17 protein-coding genes are annotated in these 15,094 nt (G+C 43.7%); 11 read left to right on the top strand and 6 right to left on the bottom strand.

What is annotated here, in order from left to right; genetic code table 11:
* Positions 1-607 (top strand): PEP-CTERM sorting domain-containing protein (locus ACE1AQ_RS15080; RefSeq protein ID WP_374808694.1); only part of this gene is annotated, 607 nt, incomplete at its 5' end.
* Positions 608-1,457: 850 nt separating this feature from the next.
* Here the strand turns inward: ACE1AQ_RS15080 and ACE1AQ_RS15075 are convergent.
* Complete coding sequence (locus tag ACE1AQ_RS15075; protein WP_008202819.1) at positions 1,458-2,441, bottom strand: succinate dehydrogenase/fumarate reductase iron-sulfur subunit; 984 nt, start codon at positions 2,439-2,441, stop codon at positions 1,458-1,460.
* A gap of 532 nt (positions 2,442-2,973) precedes the next feature.
* On the opposite strand from ACE1AQ_RS15075, the gene ACE1AQ_RS15070 reads away from it, so the two are divergent.
* Together ACE1AQ_RS15070 and ACE1AQ_RS15065 are read left to right on the top strand one after the other, a co-directional pair.
* Positions 2,974-3,360 (top strand): AbrB family transcriptional regulator, encoded by a 387-nt coding sequence (locus tag ACE1AQ_RS15070; protein ID WP_008202818.1) that lies wholly within the window; start codon positions 2,974-2,976, stop codon positions 3,358-3,360.
* A gap of 384 nt (positions 3,361-3,744) precedes the next feature.
* Positions 3,745-4,539: a CPBP family intramembrane glutamic endopeptidase gene (locus ACE1AQ_RS15065; RefSeq protein WP_008202816.1), complete on the top strand. Its 795-nt coding sequence runs from the start codon at positions 3,745-3,747 to the stop codon at positions 4,537-4,539.
* Here the strand turns inward: ACE1AQ_RS15065 and ACE1AQ_RS15060 are convergent.
* Positions 4,522-5,319: a Tab2/Atab2 family RNA-binding protein gene (locus tag ACE1AQ_RS15060; protein WP_110544929.1), complete on the bottom strand. Its 798-nt coding sequence runs from the start codon at positions 5,317-5,319 to the stop codon at positions 4,522-4,524. The two genes, ACE1AQ_RS15065 and ACE1AQ_RS15060, sit on opposite strands and share 18 nt — an antisense overlap.
* Positions 5,320-5,622: 303 nt before the next feature.
* On the opposite strand from ACE1AQ_RS15060, the gene rimM reads away from it, so the two are divergent.
* From rimM to ACE1AQ_RS15030, 6 genes are all read left to right on the top strand, one after another.
* The gene (gene rimM / locus ACE1AQ_RS15055; RefSeq protein WP_110544931.1) at positions 5,623-6,201 is read left to right on the top strand and encodes a ribosome maturation factor RimM; all 579 of its coding nucleotides are present in this window, start codon (positions 5,623-5,625) and stop codon (positions 6,199-6,201) included.
* A gap of 209 nt (positions 6,202-6,410) precedes the next feature.
* Complete coding sequence (locus ACE1AQ_RS15050) at positions 6,411-7,190, top strand: ABC transporter permease (RefSeq protein WP_008202810.1); 780 nt, start codon at positions 6,411-6,413, stop codon at positions 7,188-7,190.
* 64 nt (positions 7,191-7,254) lie between these two features.
* On the top strand, positions 7,255-7,719 hold the full coding sequence (locus ACE1AQ_RS15045) for a hypothetical protein (RefSeq protein WP_110544933.1): 465 nt from the start codon (positions 7,255-7,257) through the stop codon (positions 7,717-7,719).
* A gap of 353 nt (positions 7,720-8,072) precedes the next feature.
* Positions 8,073-8,894, top strand: coding sequence for a phosphoadenosine phosphosulfate reductase (cysH, locus tag ACE1AQ_RS15040; protein WP_110544936.1), 822 nt, complete (start codon positions 8,073-8,075; stop codon positions 8,892-8,894).
* Positions 8,895-8,951: 57 nt separating this feature from the next.
* Complete coding sequence (locus tag ACE1AQ_RS15035; protein ID WP_110544937.1) at positions 8,952-9,818, top strand: alpha/beta fold hydrolase; 867 nt, start codon at positions 8,952-8,954, stop codon at positions 9,816-9,818.
* Positions 9,819-9,917: 99 nt separating this feature from the next.
* Positions 9,918-10,121, top strand: a complete 204-nt coding sequence (locus ACE1AQ_RS15030) for a hypothetical protein (protein ID WP_110544939.1) — start codon at positions 9,918-9,920, stop codon at positions 10,119-10,121.
* A 151-nt stretch (positions 10,122-10,272) separates the two neighbouring features.
* Here the strand turns inward: ACE1AQ_RS15030 and ACE1AQ_RS15025 are convergent, their stop codons facing one another.
* The gene (locus ACE1AQ_RS15025; RefSeq protein ID WP_110544942.1) at positions 10,273-10,470 is read right to left on the bottom strand and encodes a hypothetical protein; all 198 of its coding nucleotides are present in this window, start codon (positions 10,468-10,470) and stop codon (positions 10,273-10,275) included.
* A 569-nt stretch (positions 10,471-11,039) separates the two neighbouring features.
* Here ACE1AQ_RS15025 and ACE1AQ_RS15020 point away from each other — a divergent pair.
* Both ACE1AQ_RS15020 and ACE1AQ_RS15015 read left to right on the top strand, forming a co-directional pair.
* Complete coding sequence (locus ACE1AQ_RS15020; RefSeq protein ID WP_002762605.1) at positions 11,040-11,246, top strand: hypothetical protein; 207 nt, start codon at positions 11,040-11,042, stop codon at positions 11,244-11,246.
* 2 nt (positions 11,247-11,248) lie between these two features.
* The gene (locus ACE1AQ_RS15015) at positions 11,249-11,770 is read left to right on the top strand and encodes a hypothetical protein (protein WP_110544944.1); all 522 of its coding nucleotides are present in this window, start codon (positions 11,249-11,251) and stop codon (positions 11,768-11,770) included.
* Positions 11,771-11,908: 138 nt separating this feature from the next.
* On the opposite strand, the gene ACE1AQ_RS15010 is transcribed toward ACE1AQ_RS15015, so the two are convergent.
* The 3 genes from ACE1AQ_RS15010 to ACE1AQ_RS15000 are packed head-to-tail and all read right to left on the bottom strand — an operon-like array spanning position 11,909 to position 14,867.
* The gene (locus ACE1AQ_RS15010) at positions 11,909-13,780 is read right to left on the bottom strand and encodes a GTPase family protein (RefSeq protein WP_110544946.1); all 1,872 of its coding nucleotides are present in this window, start codon (positions 13,778-13,780) and stop codon (positions 11,909-11,911) included.
* A gap of 45 nt (positions 13,781-13,825) precedes the next feature.
* A complete protein-coding gene (locus ACE1AQ_RS15005) occupies positions 13,826-14,005 on the bottom strand; it encodes a hypothetical protein (protein WP_110544948.1) in 180 nt (59 codons plus the stop codon).
* On the bottom strand, positions 13,992-14,867 hold the full coding sequence (locus ACE1AQ_RS15000) for a 3'(2'),5'-bisphosphate nucleotidase CysQ (protein ID WP_106908716.1): 876 nt from the start codon (positions 14,865-14,867) through the stop codon (positions 13,992-13,994). Before ACE1AQ_RS15000 ends, ACE1AQ_RS15005 begins: the two co-directional genes overlap by 14 nt.
* Positions 14,868-15,094: the final 227 nt, after the last annotated feature.

Genomic DNA, 15,094 nt, shown 5'->3' with positions numbered 1-15,094 from the left:
TTTCAAATATTTTGAGTATAAATACTCTATATACTCACTTCTCTGCGATGCAGTCGCACTCGCGGGAGCGCATTTTGTAGCTTGCTTAAAGCTTTGTTTCTGTCTGTATCACTTGTTACTTTTTAAAATGAGAATTGCTGGAGCTAATGGCTATAACTTGACAGGGATGTTTGGTTACAATGACTCCTTGATTGGAACAGGACCGATCGCGGGCGGTCAACTTGACTTTTTCATGATGGAAGTCTTCCAAAATACAACTTCTCTGGGGACTTGGCAGCCCAGCCAAGGAGGAACATTCAACTTTAACTTCAATACCACGACAGGACAATTTTTAGTTGGTGGATCAAATTCTTCTACAGGTCAAGTGTGGGGACTATCTGGTCCCTCGGTTGGCTTCGCATCGGGCGATAATGGTCAAGCTGTAGGCAATCCCAACCCTATTTTTAGTTCTTTTATCCCCATAGCACAAAGTACCCTAACAGCCACCGTCAAACAACCTATTTCCGTCCCCGAACCCTCAAGCTCTCTGGCTATTCTCGTTGCAGGAACGGCAGTCGGATTGGGGGCTTTCTCGAAGCGGAAGTTAGCTCGATCAAAGAATAAGTAGCCTGCTTTTTTAACTGGTATTATCCATAGAGTACAGCAGAATAGGTTCCGCCCCCACCCTACCTAGGGTGTTTTTTTGTCAACAAACTAGGGATTTTTGCGATTATATCCCACATTCCGCACCCTAAGTGTCACAACGTCTCGAAAGAGGAAGGAGCGTGAGTCAAAATACTTATCTAGAGGAGTGAGTTGGCGGCAAGCTGCCGCCAACTAAGCCGAAAAATTCAGGGTTCCCCGTTCATTCTCAATAAACAGCACTTGTTGAGAATGACCAGGCAATCAGACTTAACATCTAGCGGCGAGATCTTCCAGTTGCTCGCTTTGTTTTGTCACCCCTGGAAGTCAATCCATCTGGTCAAGATAAGAGATAATATTCCTGGCAAGGTTTGCGGAAAAATCTCAAAATGTTGCGCCTCTCATCCGTTAAGTAGGGTTTGTTGAAAAAGTTTGTTGGTGGGGTTAGGAGTCAGGCTTCGGCCGTGAGATCAGCGTTCGACAAAAGCTCACGCGGCTCGACTGAGCGCTCGACAAAAGCTCACGCCGAAGTCTCGCCGAACGTCCGAGGTCTGAACGGAGTCAGGAGTTTCAGGCTTTGTTGCCCTCTCTTTTTGTACCAGTCTATGTACTACAGGAAAGATAATGCAAGATTTTTGAGGGTTCCAATCCTATTTTCGCAGCACGAACATCGGATTTTAACAGGTCAAAAGCCTTATTTTAAGAGGGTTTTACCATTATTCAGCAAACCCTAAGTAGTCGTGCAAAATAAATTTCCTAGTGAAGATAGGCACTCATGCAAAAGGCACTCATGCAAAAGCTTTGTGGGTCAGAATTACTCTAACCATCGAGAGTGATCAAGAGCGAGAATTTTGAATGGCAGTAATTAAACCTCTCACCTCCTCGGTTCCCTCGGAAGCTTCAAAGGAAGTGGGAAATTTACCCTTAGCAATCATCCGCAATCCCAAGGGAGCAATACTTAATAAACCCTGTAAATCGCGCCAATAATTGCCCAGCACATAGAGGCCGAATTGGCGTTCATCAACCCATCCCCCTGCTTTGACTAATTCCACTAAAACTTTCCGGTGACGAATGGGACGACTACTATCGGCCGACTTGCGAGCGAGTATTTCCTGTTTAATTTTACCGATCTGATCCATAGGAGCCACTTCCATAGGACAAACCGCATTACAGAAATAGCAACGGGTACAACCCCAAACCCCTGCGGTGCCTTGGTTATAAAGTTCTAGGCGACCTTCTTGATTACCATCGCGGGAATCTGCTAGGGTGCGCTGCGCTTTTGCTAAAGCGTGGGGTCCGACAAAATCGGGATTGACTTGCTTGGCGTTACATTCCGAATAACAGGCCCCGCACATAATGCAGTTACCCATCTGATTGAGATTGGCTCTTTCTTCTGGAGTTTGCAGAAATTCTCGTTCGGGAATGGTGCGCGCTTGACTACTAATATAAGGTTCAACCTTTTCTAAATCGTCCCAAAACGGTTGCATATTGACGATTAAATCCCGGATAATCGGTAAATTACCCAGGGGTGCGATCGTGATTTCGGGAATTTCTCCGGCATCTTTTTGGCTACAATGGTTTAATTCACTGGCGATATTTTGTTGACAAGCCAAGGCCGAACGACCGTTAATTTTCATAGCACAGCTGCCACAAATTGTGTTGCGGCAATTTTTGCGAAAGGCCAAAGTTCCATCAAGTTCCCATTTGATGCGATTAAGGCAGTCGAGAATTGTATTTCCCGCCTCCACCTCTAGGGTAAAATTTTCTAGGTAGGGGGTGTCGTTGGGTCGTTGACGCAGAATTTTAAAATAAACTTCCATACTCGGCACGGGGATGAGGGACTCCTAATACTCAGGATAATCGATGTTAACGGGCCAAGGGGGAGCTAGTAATGGTAATTAATCCTTAAGATTTTCCCCGGTCGGTTGAGCCAAGGGGTGGGTATCTAGGCCTAATGATAGATGGGCAAGTCGATCGAAAACAGTTTAATCCCCCCGGATTTACTGCTCTGGGTCATTAGTTTTTTGCCAACTCCAACCACAAGTATATTTTCTCAATTCCTTGCTAGGTATAGCTTAAACGGTTTTTTGTCCTCACTTTCTCCCCCCTGTTTTCCTCGCACCCGACCAAAAATTGCCAGAGTCTTGGCCAAAAATTTCCTCTCCCCCACAAGGTTTACACTTACTACCTAGTCTGGGGTCTTCTTAGCACGATTGTCATCACCGAACCATCAGTTTTAAAAAATTTATTATTCCCCTCTAGACATTTTTGGCAAGATTTTTGGTATGATCAATTTGTCAGTGTAAACTTAATTGACAGTCAGTCAAAAATCAAGAGACATTAAAAAGTACCATGAGTGATATCTCTCCTACTCCCCTAACCGGGAAAGCTCTACTTCAAAAAGTCAAAGAGTTATCCCACTTACCCCGTCGCGAAACGGCAAAACGTTGTGGTTACTACTCTCAAAGTAAAGATGGCCAAGTTCGGGTCAATTTAACCGACTTTTACGATGCTGTTTTAGGTGCAAAAGGGGTTCCTCTTGATCCCGAAGGGACTAAAGATGGCCGCGGCCGCGAACCCACTTTCCGGGTTAGTGTCCATAAAAATGGTCAAATCGTCATCGGTTCCACCTATACCGAACAAATGAACTTGCAGCCCGGGGATGAATTTGAAATCAAACTTGGCTACAAGCACATCCACCTCAAACAAATGGAATCAGAAGAACCGGCAGAAGCTTAAATGGGTTACGGAGTAGGGATAAGGATAAAAAAAATCGGCAGTCAAAAGGGCTAGTTTTGACAAGACCGACCAAAAAGACAATATAGATTCTTACCCCTAATTCTAACCCCTGACCGCCTCTTTTATCAACTTGAGGGGTTTTCCTTAAGCACTTTTTCTTCTTTTTCGCAACCCCCTAGGGATGGATTTTTGTTGGAGCTAGGCTTTAGCAGAGCAAAGTTCCACAGTTATTCTATCCCTAGAGGGTTTGTTTTATGGGTGTTAGGGGTAGGGGGTAGGGAAATGGGGAAATGGGGGGATAGGGAAATTCCAACTAATACCCCAAAACCCCAAAACCCCAAAACCCCACACCCCAAAACCCACACCCCCATCAGCTAATTGACAATGGAGATTGCCGCCTTAATAAAAATTATTATTTTCCTGTTAGTCTGGTTAATTCTCTGGCTGCCCATTGCCATTGGTTTAGGGAGTCGTTTGGGATGGCAACCGCTGCAAGGGACAAAACCTGACCAAAAATTACCCCTAGTGGCCTCTCTTTACGCCTTGGCTCCCTTAGTTATCTGGGGATTATTGAAGATAGAGGGGAGCAGCCTCGATAATTACGGATTAATTTGGTCATTTTCCCTCTTTATCTCCCTAACCAAAGGATTAATCTTGGCAGTGGTGGGATTAGGGATAATTTTTTTCCTAGAGGGGATTTTGGCCTGGGTACATTGGCAGCCCAAAAATCTAACTCGCGCTTTTTCCTTGAGTTTACCCCTGTTGATAGTGGCCCTCTGGGTGGGTATTACCGAGGAATTAATCTTTCGGGGCATCTTTTTGAGCCAATTAAGCCAAGAATACGGGTTTTGGGTGGCGGGAGCCATTTCTAGCCTAATTTTTGCCCTGCTGCACCTGCTTTGGGAACGTCAGCAAACGCTGCCGCAACTACCCGGTTTATTTCTGATGGGCATGGTTCTGGTCTGGGCGCGGGCGATCGATCATGGTAGTTTAGGATTAGCTTGGGGACTTCATAGCGGTTGGGTGTGGGGATTGGCCTTACTAGACAGTGCCGAATTGATGTCTTACAGCGATTCTGGGTTAGTTTGGGTTAAAGGTATCTATAACCAACCTTTAGCGGGGTTAGCTGGCATTCTTTGCCTCTTGGGGACAGCTTGGGGGTTAAACCTGCTGCAGTAGCCAAAAGCCGGTAAAAGTGCGGCCAGAATCATCCGGTTGTATGAGAAGAAAGTGCCAACCTTGGCTTTCCTCTTTGGTTGCCTGATAAACATTGGCTGCCCGGGCCACTTCTTCATCCTCGTAGGTTAGGAAAATCCAACGTTCATTTAGGCCCGATTCCAAGACCAAACCGCCCGATCGCCCCGTTTCTGTGGGAATATGATCGATAAATACTGGGTTAATTTCCTCCAACCAACGAGCGATCTCCAGAGATTTTTTACCACCGGTAATCACCACACCGGGGATCATTAAAGTGGAGGCTAAACCTAATTTTAAAGGAGAAAAGGCCTCTGGTAGGGAAAGAATCGGTATTCTGCGATCGCCAAAAAAATTAACTAAATCAACGGCGGGAAAGCGAGCAAAACGCCACTCTTGACCTAAAAATTGGTCCGGTAGGGGTTGCGGTGGAGGAGAGTCGATATTGATAGGGATTTGCCGTAATTCTAGCTGTTTTTTCAGGGCATTAACGTGACGGGTTAACTGGATTTTGATCTGTAAATTTTGACCAGCAAGGAGAAATAAATTGGCGCATTGGGGGCGAAAAACTTGGATAATTTCCGGGGGGGAGACTTGACAAGCTTGCCGTAACTGTTGGGTTAACCAGTCGCTATTAGCTTGGGATTGGGGACAGGAATTTTCATAGATAAGATGACCGAGAGAATCGAAAATTAACAATTGCCAGACTGTCTCAAGAGGAGAAGAAGATGAAGATTTATAAAAATCCGCTTGCCAAATAGTCATAATTCACTAAAAAGCCACCAGTAAAAAGTCAAAAAATGGGCACATCTCAGTTTTGTTGAAATATCTATAGGACATTTTGGGCGCACGCAATGCGCCCCTACCATTGGCGCGATAATATTATTGTCGGGGCGAATTGTATTCGCCCTCTTTTAATAACTGCTGCTGCTAACCAATATGTGAGAGAAAGTCACAAATAGGAGATGCACCCAACTAAAAATTTTACCTTACCAAGACTTTAAAAATCTAGGAGCGAGACAAAAAAGGCTATATACTAGGGAAAGCTATAGCAAAAAAGTCGAGACAATGGAAGAAAATTGGCTAGAAATTGGGACAATAGTAGCACCCCAGGGACTGGAGGGAGAATTGCGAGTTTTATCGGTATCAGATTTTCCCGAACGTTTTCAGAAGCGAGGGATAAGGGGAATACAAGGACCCCAAGGAGGAGAAATCCGAGAAATTGCTCTGCTCAGGGGACGTGATCTACCGGGCAAAAATGTTTATGTTATCAAGTTAGAGGGGGTTGAAAATCGTGAACAAGCCGAAGCTTTGCGCGGATATAAATTATGGGCAAATAAACTAGAAAAACCTCGCCTAGAATCGGATGAATATCATGTTAGCGAGCTAGTCAACTTAGAGGTTTATCATCACCTGACAGGAGAAAAAATCGGGGTTGTAGTAGATATTTTGTGGGCGGGTAATGACATTTTAGCAGTGCAACTAGAAGCAAATCTCGCCCCCCTCAAGAAAAAAAGTTCATCCTCCGACTCAGGGGCCCGGGCCCTGATCCCCTTCGTCAAAGAAATTGTGCCACTGGTGGATCTAAAAGCGGCACGCATCGAGATATCGCCACCACCGGGGTTATTAGAGATCAATTTATCCTAGGCTGATTCTTGATGGTGGATTTTGACAAAGATAAGGTAACACTGGAACGGTGAGGATTAGCTGCTTTTTTAGCTAACTTAACAACACCTAGTCATCGTTACGGACTGCTAACCAACCGTGACAATTTTTGATTTTTAGAGGAGGTCCACTTTTGTCACGGAAATGGGTAATCTCAAAAGGAAAGACAGATATTATTTTGATGAAAGGCTATGGGTATCAGCATCCTGAGAATCTTGGCGATCGCAGCTAATAGTTTTCGCGAGGTTATTCGCGATCGCATTCTTTACTTTATCGGGTTTTTTGCCTTGTTGATGGCCTTCGCTTGGCGTTTATTACCAGAAATTGCGGTGGGAACCCATCAGAAAATCTTTCTTGACTTGGGATTAGCCGCTATCGGATTATTAGGGGTAATTGTCGCGGTTTTTGTGGGTACAGGGCTAATTAATAAGGAAATTGACAAGAAAACTATTTTAGTTTTGATTCCCAAACCCCTGAGTCGGGCCGAATTTATCCTCGGTAAACACTTGGGTTTGTCCGGGGTTTTAGCGGTGATGTTGGGGGTAATGTTGGTGATTTACTTGCTGATGTTGCTGGGGATGAAAGTATCTTTTCAAGCTTTACCCCTAATTGTCTCGGTTTTCTATCTCGGTTTGGAATTAATTCTGATCGCAGCCGTGGCGATCGCTTTTGGGGTATTTACCAGTTCAATTTTAGCCACGTTAATGACTTTTGGGGTCTATCTCATGGGTCACATCAGCAAAGATCTGATCCAATTGGGTATAATCAGCAAAAATGCCAATATCCTCGCTATCACCAAAAATATTTATCTAATTCTCCCAGATTTGGAGAGATTAAATTTTAGAAACGAGGCCGTTTATGGTTTGCTGCCTAGTGCTGATGTCTTAATCGCTAATGCCCTCTACAGTCTCGTTTATACTGGTCTATTATTGGGTATCTCCATCCTCATCTTTTCACGACGACAATTTTAACTGGGGTTGCCGAATCAAGGCATGAATGTCATCGCCATCGATTAGTTTATAGAGATGATTAGCCATGAAATTAAAGGCACAACTGCATATTTTAAGTCGAGAGGCGGTCAATTACGGACTGACCACCGTAGTCATGGAAGAAGCGGTTAATCCCGTCCTCGCGGCCATGGCCAGACAGTTAAAACATTTACAATACTATGTGGTGCAGAATAGCCAGGGTGATTGGTTACTAACCACCTTAGCTCATCGGCAGCAGCCGCAACAGGAGAAAAGGGTAATCTATGCCTTTGCTACGGAAAAAATGGCCCTATCTGCCCAAAATACCGCCCATTCACCCCTATCAACGCTCCTGATTCCCGTAACCCATCTTTTATTCCAATTATTTGCTCTAGAAAAAGTAGATAGTATTATTTTTCTGGAAAATGCACACACCGCTCAAACGGGAAAAGAAATCACCCGGACCCAATTAAAGGCCAATATTGAAAAACAACTGCAAAAACTAGCGGTAATTCCTCCCTATCTTGCTTAATCTAGTGTCACCGGAGAGATTTTTGAGAAAGGAAGGTGTCGCTAGTGTAGGCCACACTTCACCCCATCAGATATAGTATAAGTAAAGTATATACATCCTCAACAATAGGGTGGTCAGGATGAATACAAAAACCCCCAACTACTAGACCGCCAGTGTCAGGATGATAAAACGGCCCTCGATTGTCAAGCTGTATCCCTAACAATGGAGCAGTTAAACTAGGAGCCGTCGGAGGCGAAAGTCTCACCCACGTTTCTCAAGGGGAGGAGATGGAGGTAACTCTATGATCAAACCCTAATAGATAGATTGGAATCTATCAGTATCCGCCGCCACTAATACCTTAAATCTTAGCCAGAATGCCAGATTTACACTTGCTTAATTCTCATCCACAGGCCCTAGAAACTGCCTTCATCGCCACTGCCGACCGGTCTTTTTCCTACCCTCTATCCCTCGACCTGGACACAATTAATCAACGTTTTGACTTCGCTAACGCCGCGGAAATCGTCGCTTGGTCCGCGGCCACCTTTGGGGAAGGTTTGGTGATGAGTACCAGTTTCGGCATTCAGGCGGCGGTGATGTTGCACCTCGTCACCGCAATTATCCCCGATATTCCCATCATTTGGATCGATACCGGCTATCTTCCCCCGGAAACCTATCAATTTGCCGAAGAATTAAGCCAACGCCTCCATTTAAACCTGAAAGTTTATCAATCTCCCCTCAGTCCCGCCCGCATGGAAGCAATCCACGGTAAACTGTGGTCAAATAACGATCTCGACTCCCTCAATCTCTACGACAAAATCCGCAAGGTGGAGCCGATGCAACGGGCCCTGAAGGAATTAAAGGCCACCGCTTGGTTAGCGGGTTTACGTCGCGACCAAACCGACCACCGCAAAACTCTCCAATGGGTCAATCAACAGGGCGAACGTTACAAAATATTACCGATCCTTGACTGGAATGCCAAAACCATATACCAGTATCTGACTAAATACGATCTCCCCTACCATCCCTATTTTGATCTGGGTTATGTCTCCGTCGGCGATTGGCACTCCAGTCGGCCTTTAACCGCCGATGATAGCAACGAACGAGACACCCGTTTCAAGGGTTTAAAACAAGAATGCGGTCTTCATTTACCCTTAACCCCCGGAGAAGCACAAAGTCTCGACGCAAGCTCCCTATAACTGCCGGGGTGGAAAATTTGCTGGTGCGATCGGTTCCTAGACGTTAGACAATGGTTAATGATTATTAATCCCCCATTAACCATGGCTATTTTAGAAAGTTTTCTCGAAGTCGGCTCTCTCAAGTGGTTTTATCGACAGGTTAACCCCGCTCAACAACCGGACACAACCCCCGTGATCCTACTCCATGGTTTACCCGCCCATGGCTATATTTGGCGGGAATTATTGACCAGTTTAGAAGAATATAACATTAATGCCATTGCCCCCGATTGGATCGGTTCCGGTTTATCCGCTAAACCCGAGGCCAGAGATTTCGCCTACACACCTAGCGCTTTTTGTCAAGCCTTGGCCGATTTTATTCAAGCTCTCCAATTGCCGAAAATCTCCCTCATTGTCCAGGGTTTTTTAGCCTCCGTCGGGTTACAATACGCCCTAGAAAATCCTGATAAAATTGAGCGCTTGATCGTTTTAAATACTCCCCTCTCCAGTGATGTTAAATTACCCTGGATAATGAAACAATGGGGGCTACCTTTCCTCGGAGATATGGCAACTCAAGACCCCTTATTAGTCGATCGTACTTTAGAAACTGGTAGCGGTTTTGTGATTAGTGATGCAGATCTGGCTATTTTCCGTCAACCTTATCTAAAAACTTCGGCAGTGGGTCGCGCTTTACTGGCCACGATTCGCAATTTAAACCTATCGAAAACTATGGCAGAAATTGAGACAGGTTTAGAGAACTTTGAAAAACCTATCCTTTTTGTCTGGGGAATGGCCGATCCTTGGTTATCTTCTGTCACTGTCGAAAAATTAGCTACTAAATCAGGAGTGGAATTAATCCCCCTCGCGGAAGCGAAACACTATCCCCAAGAACATTGGTCAAAAGAAATTAGTCCCCGGATTATTAATTTTCTCGGACGCAAAACCTAAACCTCGATACTTTCTAGGAATTGATAGCAAAATTTCCCTAGAAAGTATTGATCAAGTTATACTTAGTATATCACTGTAGTTCTGCACTGGCCACAGCATCTGGAAATACCAGCTTTAGGAAGGATAAATATAACAAATAATCCCCCAGATATTAATAATTTAACCGATTGGGAGCGAGTTAAATCGATGGGTGATCTAGAAATCGAGGCTAATGCTTTGTCAGATTCCGATGCACTTCCTTTTGATGATGATTGGGAAAATGCGGCGATTATTTCTGCTTACAATAAATTAACATCTCAATAATTGCTAAAACTGATAATTGTCTCATGGTTACTTGTTATGAAAGTTTAATAGACTGTTGTTCAAGAAAATAGTGATAAAATTTTTTGTTAGCTCAAAACAATAAGCAGGTAATCATTTGATAGTAATCATTCTACATTACCCTCAAATCGAATTACTTAATATTGATTATTTGAACCATATTTTCAAGTCTATGTATATAGGCCTGATGATATCTCCATGCTTCTAAAATACTTTCTAATAATTCATCTTTTGAAAAACAACCAGAATCAGCTACATCTTCAATTTGTCTGATTAGATCATCTTCTAACTCCAATTCTAGCATACTCACTTGTTTAGTTGTGTCTGCCATACTTTTATCTATCTAAAAGTTGATGGAACTATCATACCATAGGAACTCAGCACTGTGGTATCTATTAAACCCCACAATATACCCATTGCTAGGTCTTGCATATATGTATATATAATACCACCTACTAAATACCCTATTATACCCCCTGTTGTACCTAATCATGAATAAAACCTAAGATTATTTTGGTTAAAATTTGCGAAAAATAGCCTTTTAATAGCAAATAAGTCGATAAGTCGATGCTATTTAACCTATTGCACCCATTAAGTACCGTCAGGACTCGTTTATGTTGATTTGACATATCTGGTGCGATTGCTTGACATATCTGGTGTAATTGCTTGACATATCTGGTGTAATTAGGGTAAGATAGGATACTGTGACTTAGGATGCTAGGTTTCTCAAGGAAGACTATTATGTACATCTATAAGAAAGGACGATGACAACCCTTAAATCAAACTGTAGGGTCAATTCATGAATTGACCCTACTATAGCCCTCAATGGTAAAAATGGCTCTTCTCGACCTTACAGATAACACCATCGATACAATCCATTCACTGAATTAACAAAAAAAAATGGCCACCAGACAATTTCGAGTAAATCTTAGTCAAAAGGACTCTGAATATCTTAAAGAAATAGCTAAAGAGCTAGACTTAACAGAGTCTGAAGTCATTCGTAAAGGATTAAAACTCATGGCTTTATATGCTAAAACTGAGACGGAGGAAGATACTCAATTAATACTGCAAAAAGGTAATGAACAGAGACCACTACTAATTGTTTAGTTATGACCAGTGATTCAAAAAATGAGACAGAGGAAGTTAACAACCCAAAAGATCCCAGCGCTTCTTTGGTTCTTCCAACTGAAAGGAACTCTGTGCGTCATAATCTAAAGAAGAATCCGGAGCCTTATCATTTAGACAATGAAGTATCTGAATTTGGTAAACCAGCTACAGCTATATCACCCTCAGACCAAAGACATAATTTTAATACTAAAGTAGCTGGTTCCTTAGCAAAGTGGCTTTGGTTGGGATTGTTAGCCACTGCTGGTTTACAAATTCTTTCTATTTGTCTCATTTCTTTTGCTTCTCTTGGAATTTTTAATTTAAATATAAATTTGAAAGCTATCGAAGAACAAGAAGTACAAAGTAGAGTGGATAAAGCGGCAACCCTAATTAATGATTCTTCTAAGACAATTTATACTTTTTTAGGGCCAATAGCTACAGCAGTCACCGCCTTTTATTTTAGTGGTTTGGGTAGTTCGTCGAAAACTAACGATGAAAACTCTGAAAATGAAAGAAATGAATAGAACTTTTAAAAAAACACGAAAAAATCTCTCCCATTGGTAATTTTAGTACAAAGGCTAGAAATCTCAACCCCAGAAACCTCTCCTCCCCACTCTCCTATACTTTTAGATTGGAAGAAAGTTTTAGCTTAATTAATCTGGCTACAGGCCTGTTTTTGTCGTTTCTAAATACCCCTGATAACTTGACCGGAACTGTTCGATCGATAAGTCCTTTGTCCAATATTCTACCAGAGCATGACCCCAGGCCCAAGCTTCCCTGTCGGCAGTGCTAGAATTTTCTAATAGTATTGGCCAAAGTGCCAATAAATCAAAACTTTTATTCTCTGGATTCAAGAGAGAAGAAAGCTCGTAGGCCATCTGTAATTTACCGATCGCTACTGGTAATTGTTCCACAGGAATTTGTTCAGCTAAAAGATAGGCTAAAGTCGGTCTTCCCGTGGCTAAAGTGGAGATAAAACCTAGAATAGGACTTTTTAATAGGGCCGTTAAACCTTGCCCCGTGGCCATCTGTAAAGTATAGCGATCAATTATTTTCGCCGCTGCCAGGGTTCGAGTTTCTAAATCCGCTAAAAAACGGGCTAAACGCAACTGTTTTGCGGGTGAAATTGCCCCCAGTAAAGCGATTGATAACTCCTCATCCCCCCAAGCTTCTCTATCTGGCTGTTGACTGACCATCGGCAAAATGCGATCGCAGAGATCCTCGAATAATTCCGCCCGATACTGCAAGCATTCGCGGATATTGACTTCTTTAGGACTTTCTCCCGTCAGCCAATTATAGGGAGGTTGCCACTCTCGCAGCGGACGCAGGCGATCGACTTGAGAAACACAGACTATAACTGGTAAATTGTCAATAGTTTGTTGCAAATCTTTAAGAAAAGCCTCATCCATGGCCAGGGCGGGATCGAGGGCGGGAGTTACCAGAATTAATAAATCGGCGTTTTTGGCATAATTAAGAACTTTTTGCCGATAATCAGCCCGATTTGACTGTTCATAGCCCGGGGTATCCCAGAGGATTAACTCGTCCCCTTCTGGGGTTTGCCAATGGTAGGATTGGATCGCGTCGGTACTGGGCAATAGATCCACTTGGGCTAAATCGGCCCGAAAGAGAGTATTGATTAAACTGCTTTTGCCGGCCCCGGTGCGTCCAACCAGCAGAATATTAACCGGTTGGCGATCGATTTCCGTGATTGGTTCAGCTTGGGCGAGGATTTCTTTGAGAGTAGTAGTGGCGATTTTCGTCTTGGTGGGGAGAGTTGGGGCGAGATTACTGCCACTGTAGAGTAACACCGCTTGGCGAGAGAGATTTCTTAGGGCATTTTCCCGCAAAACTTGCCCTAAATTGACTAATAATTGCTGATCCGCTCGATCGCTGTACTTTTGACTGGCAACTTTAGCCACAGCCGCAGCGGGATTGATCACCCATTGCGCCCAATTCCAGACCTGCCAAAGTTTCTGGGCCGAGGGTTGCAATTTTTGATAAACTTCGTAGGCCTGATAGGCTTGGCCGATGGTGATTTGATTCAGGGCCGGAGAAAGATTCTGCATCCAGCGATCGCTATCATCCACAGTTCCCCGAATTAAACCGTAGGCCTGGGGAATGTAAATATTTAATAAGGGGTACTTGACATCGGGGTAATATATATGGGCGATGGCACTGACCAAATCCTGACAGCGTTGCCAAAAAGTCGCCCAATCTTCCCAAACCGGGCGATCATTGCGGGCCTCGACGATAATCCTCTCGATAATTTCCTCGACATTGCCCCCGGAATCACCGCCAGGAGGGGTTAATTCTGCCTTAATTTCCTCAATGGTGGCCTCAATTTCCCTGACCACTGGGCGCGTCCATTTGACCAACAGGAAGCGCCAAGCCACAAAAATCAGGGTAAAAACTGCCCAAATCCAATTTAAACCCCATTGATTGATCTGGAAACTGGCGGCCACGATCAGAAAGATGACCACGGCGGCGATCGGAACTGCTAAAATCAACCCTTGCCAAGTTTTTAACCGTAACATTGCTCGATCTGGTTTTTTTCCATTCTACCGATCTCTGATTCTCGGTTAGAGGGCAGAAATTAAGCTCTCTTGGGTTTGGTGGGTAAAATGTATTCTAAGATACAGTACCGCCAGCGAAGGACTAGAACAAACCACAAAGACACAAAGGACACAAAGATTGATCGCTCCTATATAAGTTAAACCGATCACACAAAGAATAAGAGAGCAGAAATTAGACAGTGGCATCAATTTGGGCGAGGATTGCTGTGGACAACTGACAAAGTTGTTGATGACAAGGACCATTACTGGCCATGATCCCCCCCCATTGCCGCACATCGCCGCGATTATAGCGCACGGGTTGACCGTCAAAATAGGAGAATTTGCCGCCTGCTTCCGTTAAAATCAACTCTGGAGCGGCAAAATCCCAGTCTTTAGCCGCCGATTTCCCCGATAGGGAGATATAAACATCGGATTTTTGTTCGAGGATCGTGGCTATTTTACAGCCCACACTACCCACATAATTTTTACCGAAGAAGGGTATTTGGCTTAATAAATTATCAAAACGTTGGTCGCGATGGGTACGACTAACCACCAGATAGAGGTCGGTAATTTTATCTTTATTGGCAACTTTTACCTGTGTAATAATTCCGTCGCTAGTTTCTAGAAAAGTACCTTTTCCTTTTTGGGCAAAATAGAGTTTTCCTTGATCCGGCAGGGCAACCACGGCGATGATCGGTCTTCCTTGATAACATAAGGCGATATGTAGGGCATATTCTCCCGTTTTGTCGATAAAATCGCGGGTTCCGTCTAAAGGATCGATAATCCATACCCAATCTTTCGGGATAGCTTCATTACCCTGGTGGGTTTCCTCGCTTAGATAACCAAAGTCGATATCAGAAAAATTGGCTTGTAATTCCCCTAAAATATAATGATTTGCCGCTAAATCCGCCGCCGTCACCGGTCCGCCTTTTTTTTCCTCGTTGACGGCTAAATCCTGTTCACCCCGGTGGTAGGATTGGAGGATTTTAGCACCACCCCAACCCACGGCACGAGTCACAGCTAAAATGCGATCGAGTGTTTCGGTATCTTGACAGGTTAAATTAATCATAAAATAGCCTCAGTTTTTCAGACTTAAGTAGGGTTTGCTGAAAAAGTTTGTTGGTGGGGTTAGGAGTCAGGAGTCAGGAGTCAGGAGTCAGGAGTCGGTCGTTTCAGGCTTTGTTGCCCTCTTTTTTTGTACCAGTTTATGTACTACGAGGAGAATAATGCAAGGTTTTTGAATGTCCCAATCCTATTTTCTTGCACTAACATCAGATTTTAACAGGTCAAAAGCCT

Source organism: Microcystis sp. BLCC-F209 (assembly GCF_041928595.1).
Taxonomy (GTDB): domain Bacteria; phylum Cyanobacteriota; class Cyanobacteriia; order Cyanobacteriales; family Microcystaceae; genus Microcystis.
This window is presented reverse-complemented; position numbering and strand designations above follow the sequence as displayed.

Bases quoted from the DNA above. Each gene is read 5' to 3' on its own strand.
- ACE1AQ_RS15075 (WP_008202819.1), bottom strand. From the start codon at position 2,441: ATGGAAGTTTATTTTAAAATTCTGCGTCAACGACCCAACGACACCCCC.
- ACE1AQ_RS15070 (WP_008202818.1), top strand. From the start codon at position 2,974: ATGAGTGATATCTCTCCTACTCCCCTAACCGGGAAAGCTCTACTTCAA.
- ACE1AQ_RS15065 (WP_008202816.1), top strand. From the start codon at position 3,745: ATGGAGATTGCCGCCTTAATAAAAATTATTATTTTCCTGTTAGTCTGG.
- ACE1AQ_RS15060 (WP_110544929.1), bottom strand. From the start codon at position 5,319: ATGACTATTTGGCAAGCGGATTTTTATAAATCTTCATCTTCTTCTCCT.
- rimM (WP_110544931.1), top strand. From the start codon at position 5,623: ATGGAAGAAAATTGGCTAGAAATTGGGACAATAGTAGCACCCCAGGGA.
- ACE1AQ_RS15050 (WP_008202810.1), top strand. From the start codon at position 6,411: ATGGGTATCAGCATCCTGAGAATCTTGGCGATCGCAGCTAATAGTTTT.
- ACE1AQ_RS15045 (WP_110544933.1), top strand. From the start codon at position 7,255: ATGAAATTAAAGGCACAACTGCATATTTTAAGTCGAGAGGCGGTCAAT.
- cysH (WP_110544936.1), top strand. From the start codon at position 8,073: ATGCCAGATTTACACTTGCTTAATTCTCATCCACAGGCCCTAGAAACT.
- ACE1AQ_RS15035 (WP_110544937.1), top strand. From the start codon at position 8,952: ATGATTATTAATCCCCCATTAACCATGGCTATTTTAGAAAGTTTTCTC.
- ACE1AQ_RS15025 (WP_110544942.1), bottom strand. From the start codon at position 10,470: ATGGCAGACACAACTAAACAAGTGAGTATGCTAGAATTGGAGTTAGAA.
- ACE1AQ_RS15020 (WP_002762605.1), top strand. From the start codon at position 11,040: ATGGCCACCAGACAATTTCGAGTAAATCTTAGTCAAAAGGACTCTGAA.
- ACE1AQ_RS15015 (WP_110544944.1), top strand. From the start codon at position 11,249: ATGACCAGTGATTCAAAAAATGAGACAGAGGAAGTTAACAACCCAAAA.
- ACE1AQ_RS15010 (WP_110544946.1), bottom strand. From the start codon at position 13,780: ATGTTACGGTTAAAAACTTGGCAAGGGTTGATTTTAGCAGTTCCGATC.
- ACE1AQ_RS15005 (WP_110544948.1), bottom strand. From the start codon at position 14,005: ATGCCACTGTCTAATTTCTGCTCTCTTATTCTTTGTGTGATCGGTTTA.
- ACE1AQ_RS15000 (WP_106908716.1), bottom strand. From the start codon at position 14,867: ATGATTAATTTAACCTGTCAAGATACCGAAACACTCGATCGCATTTTA.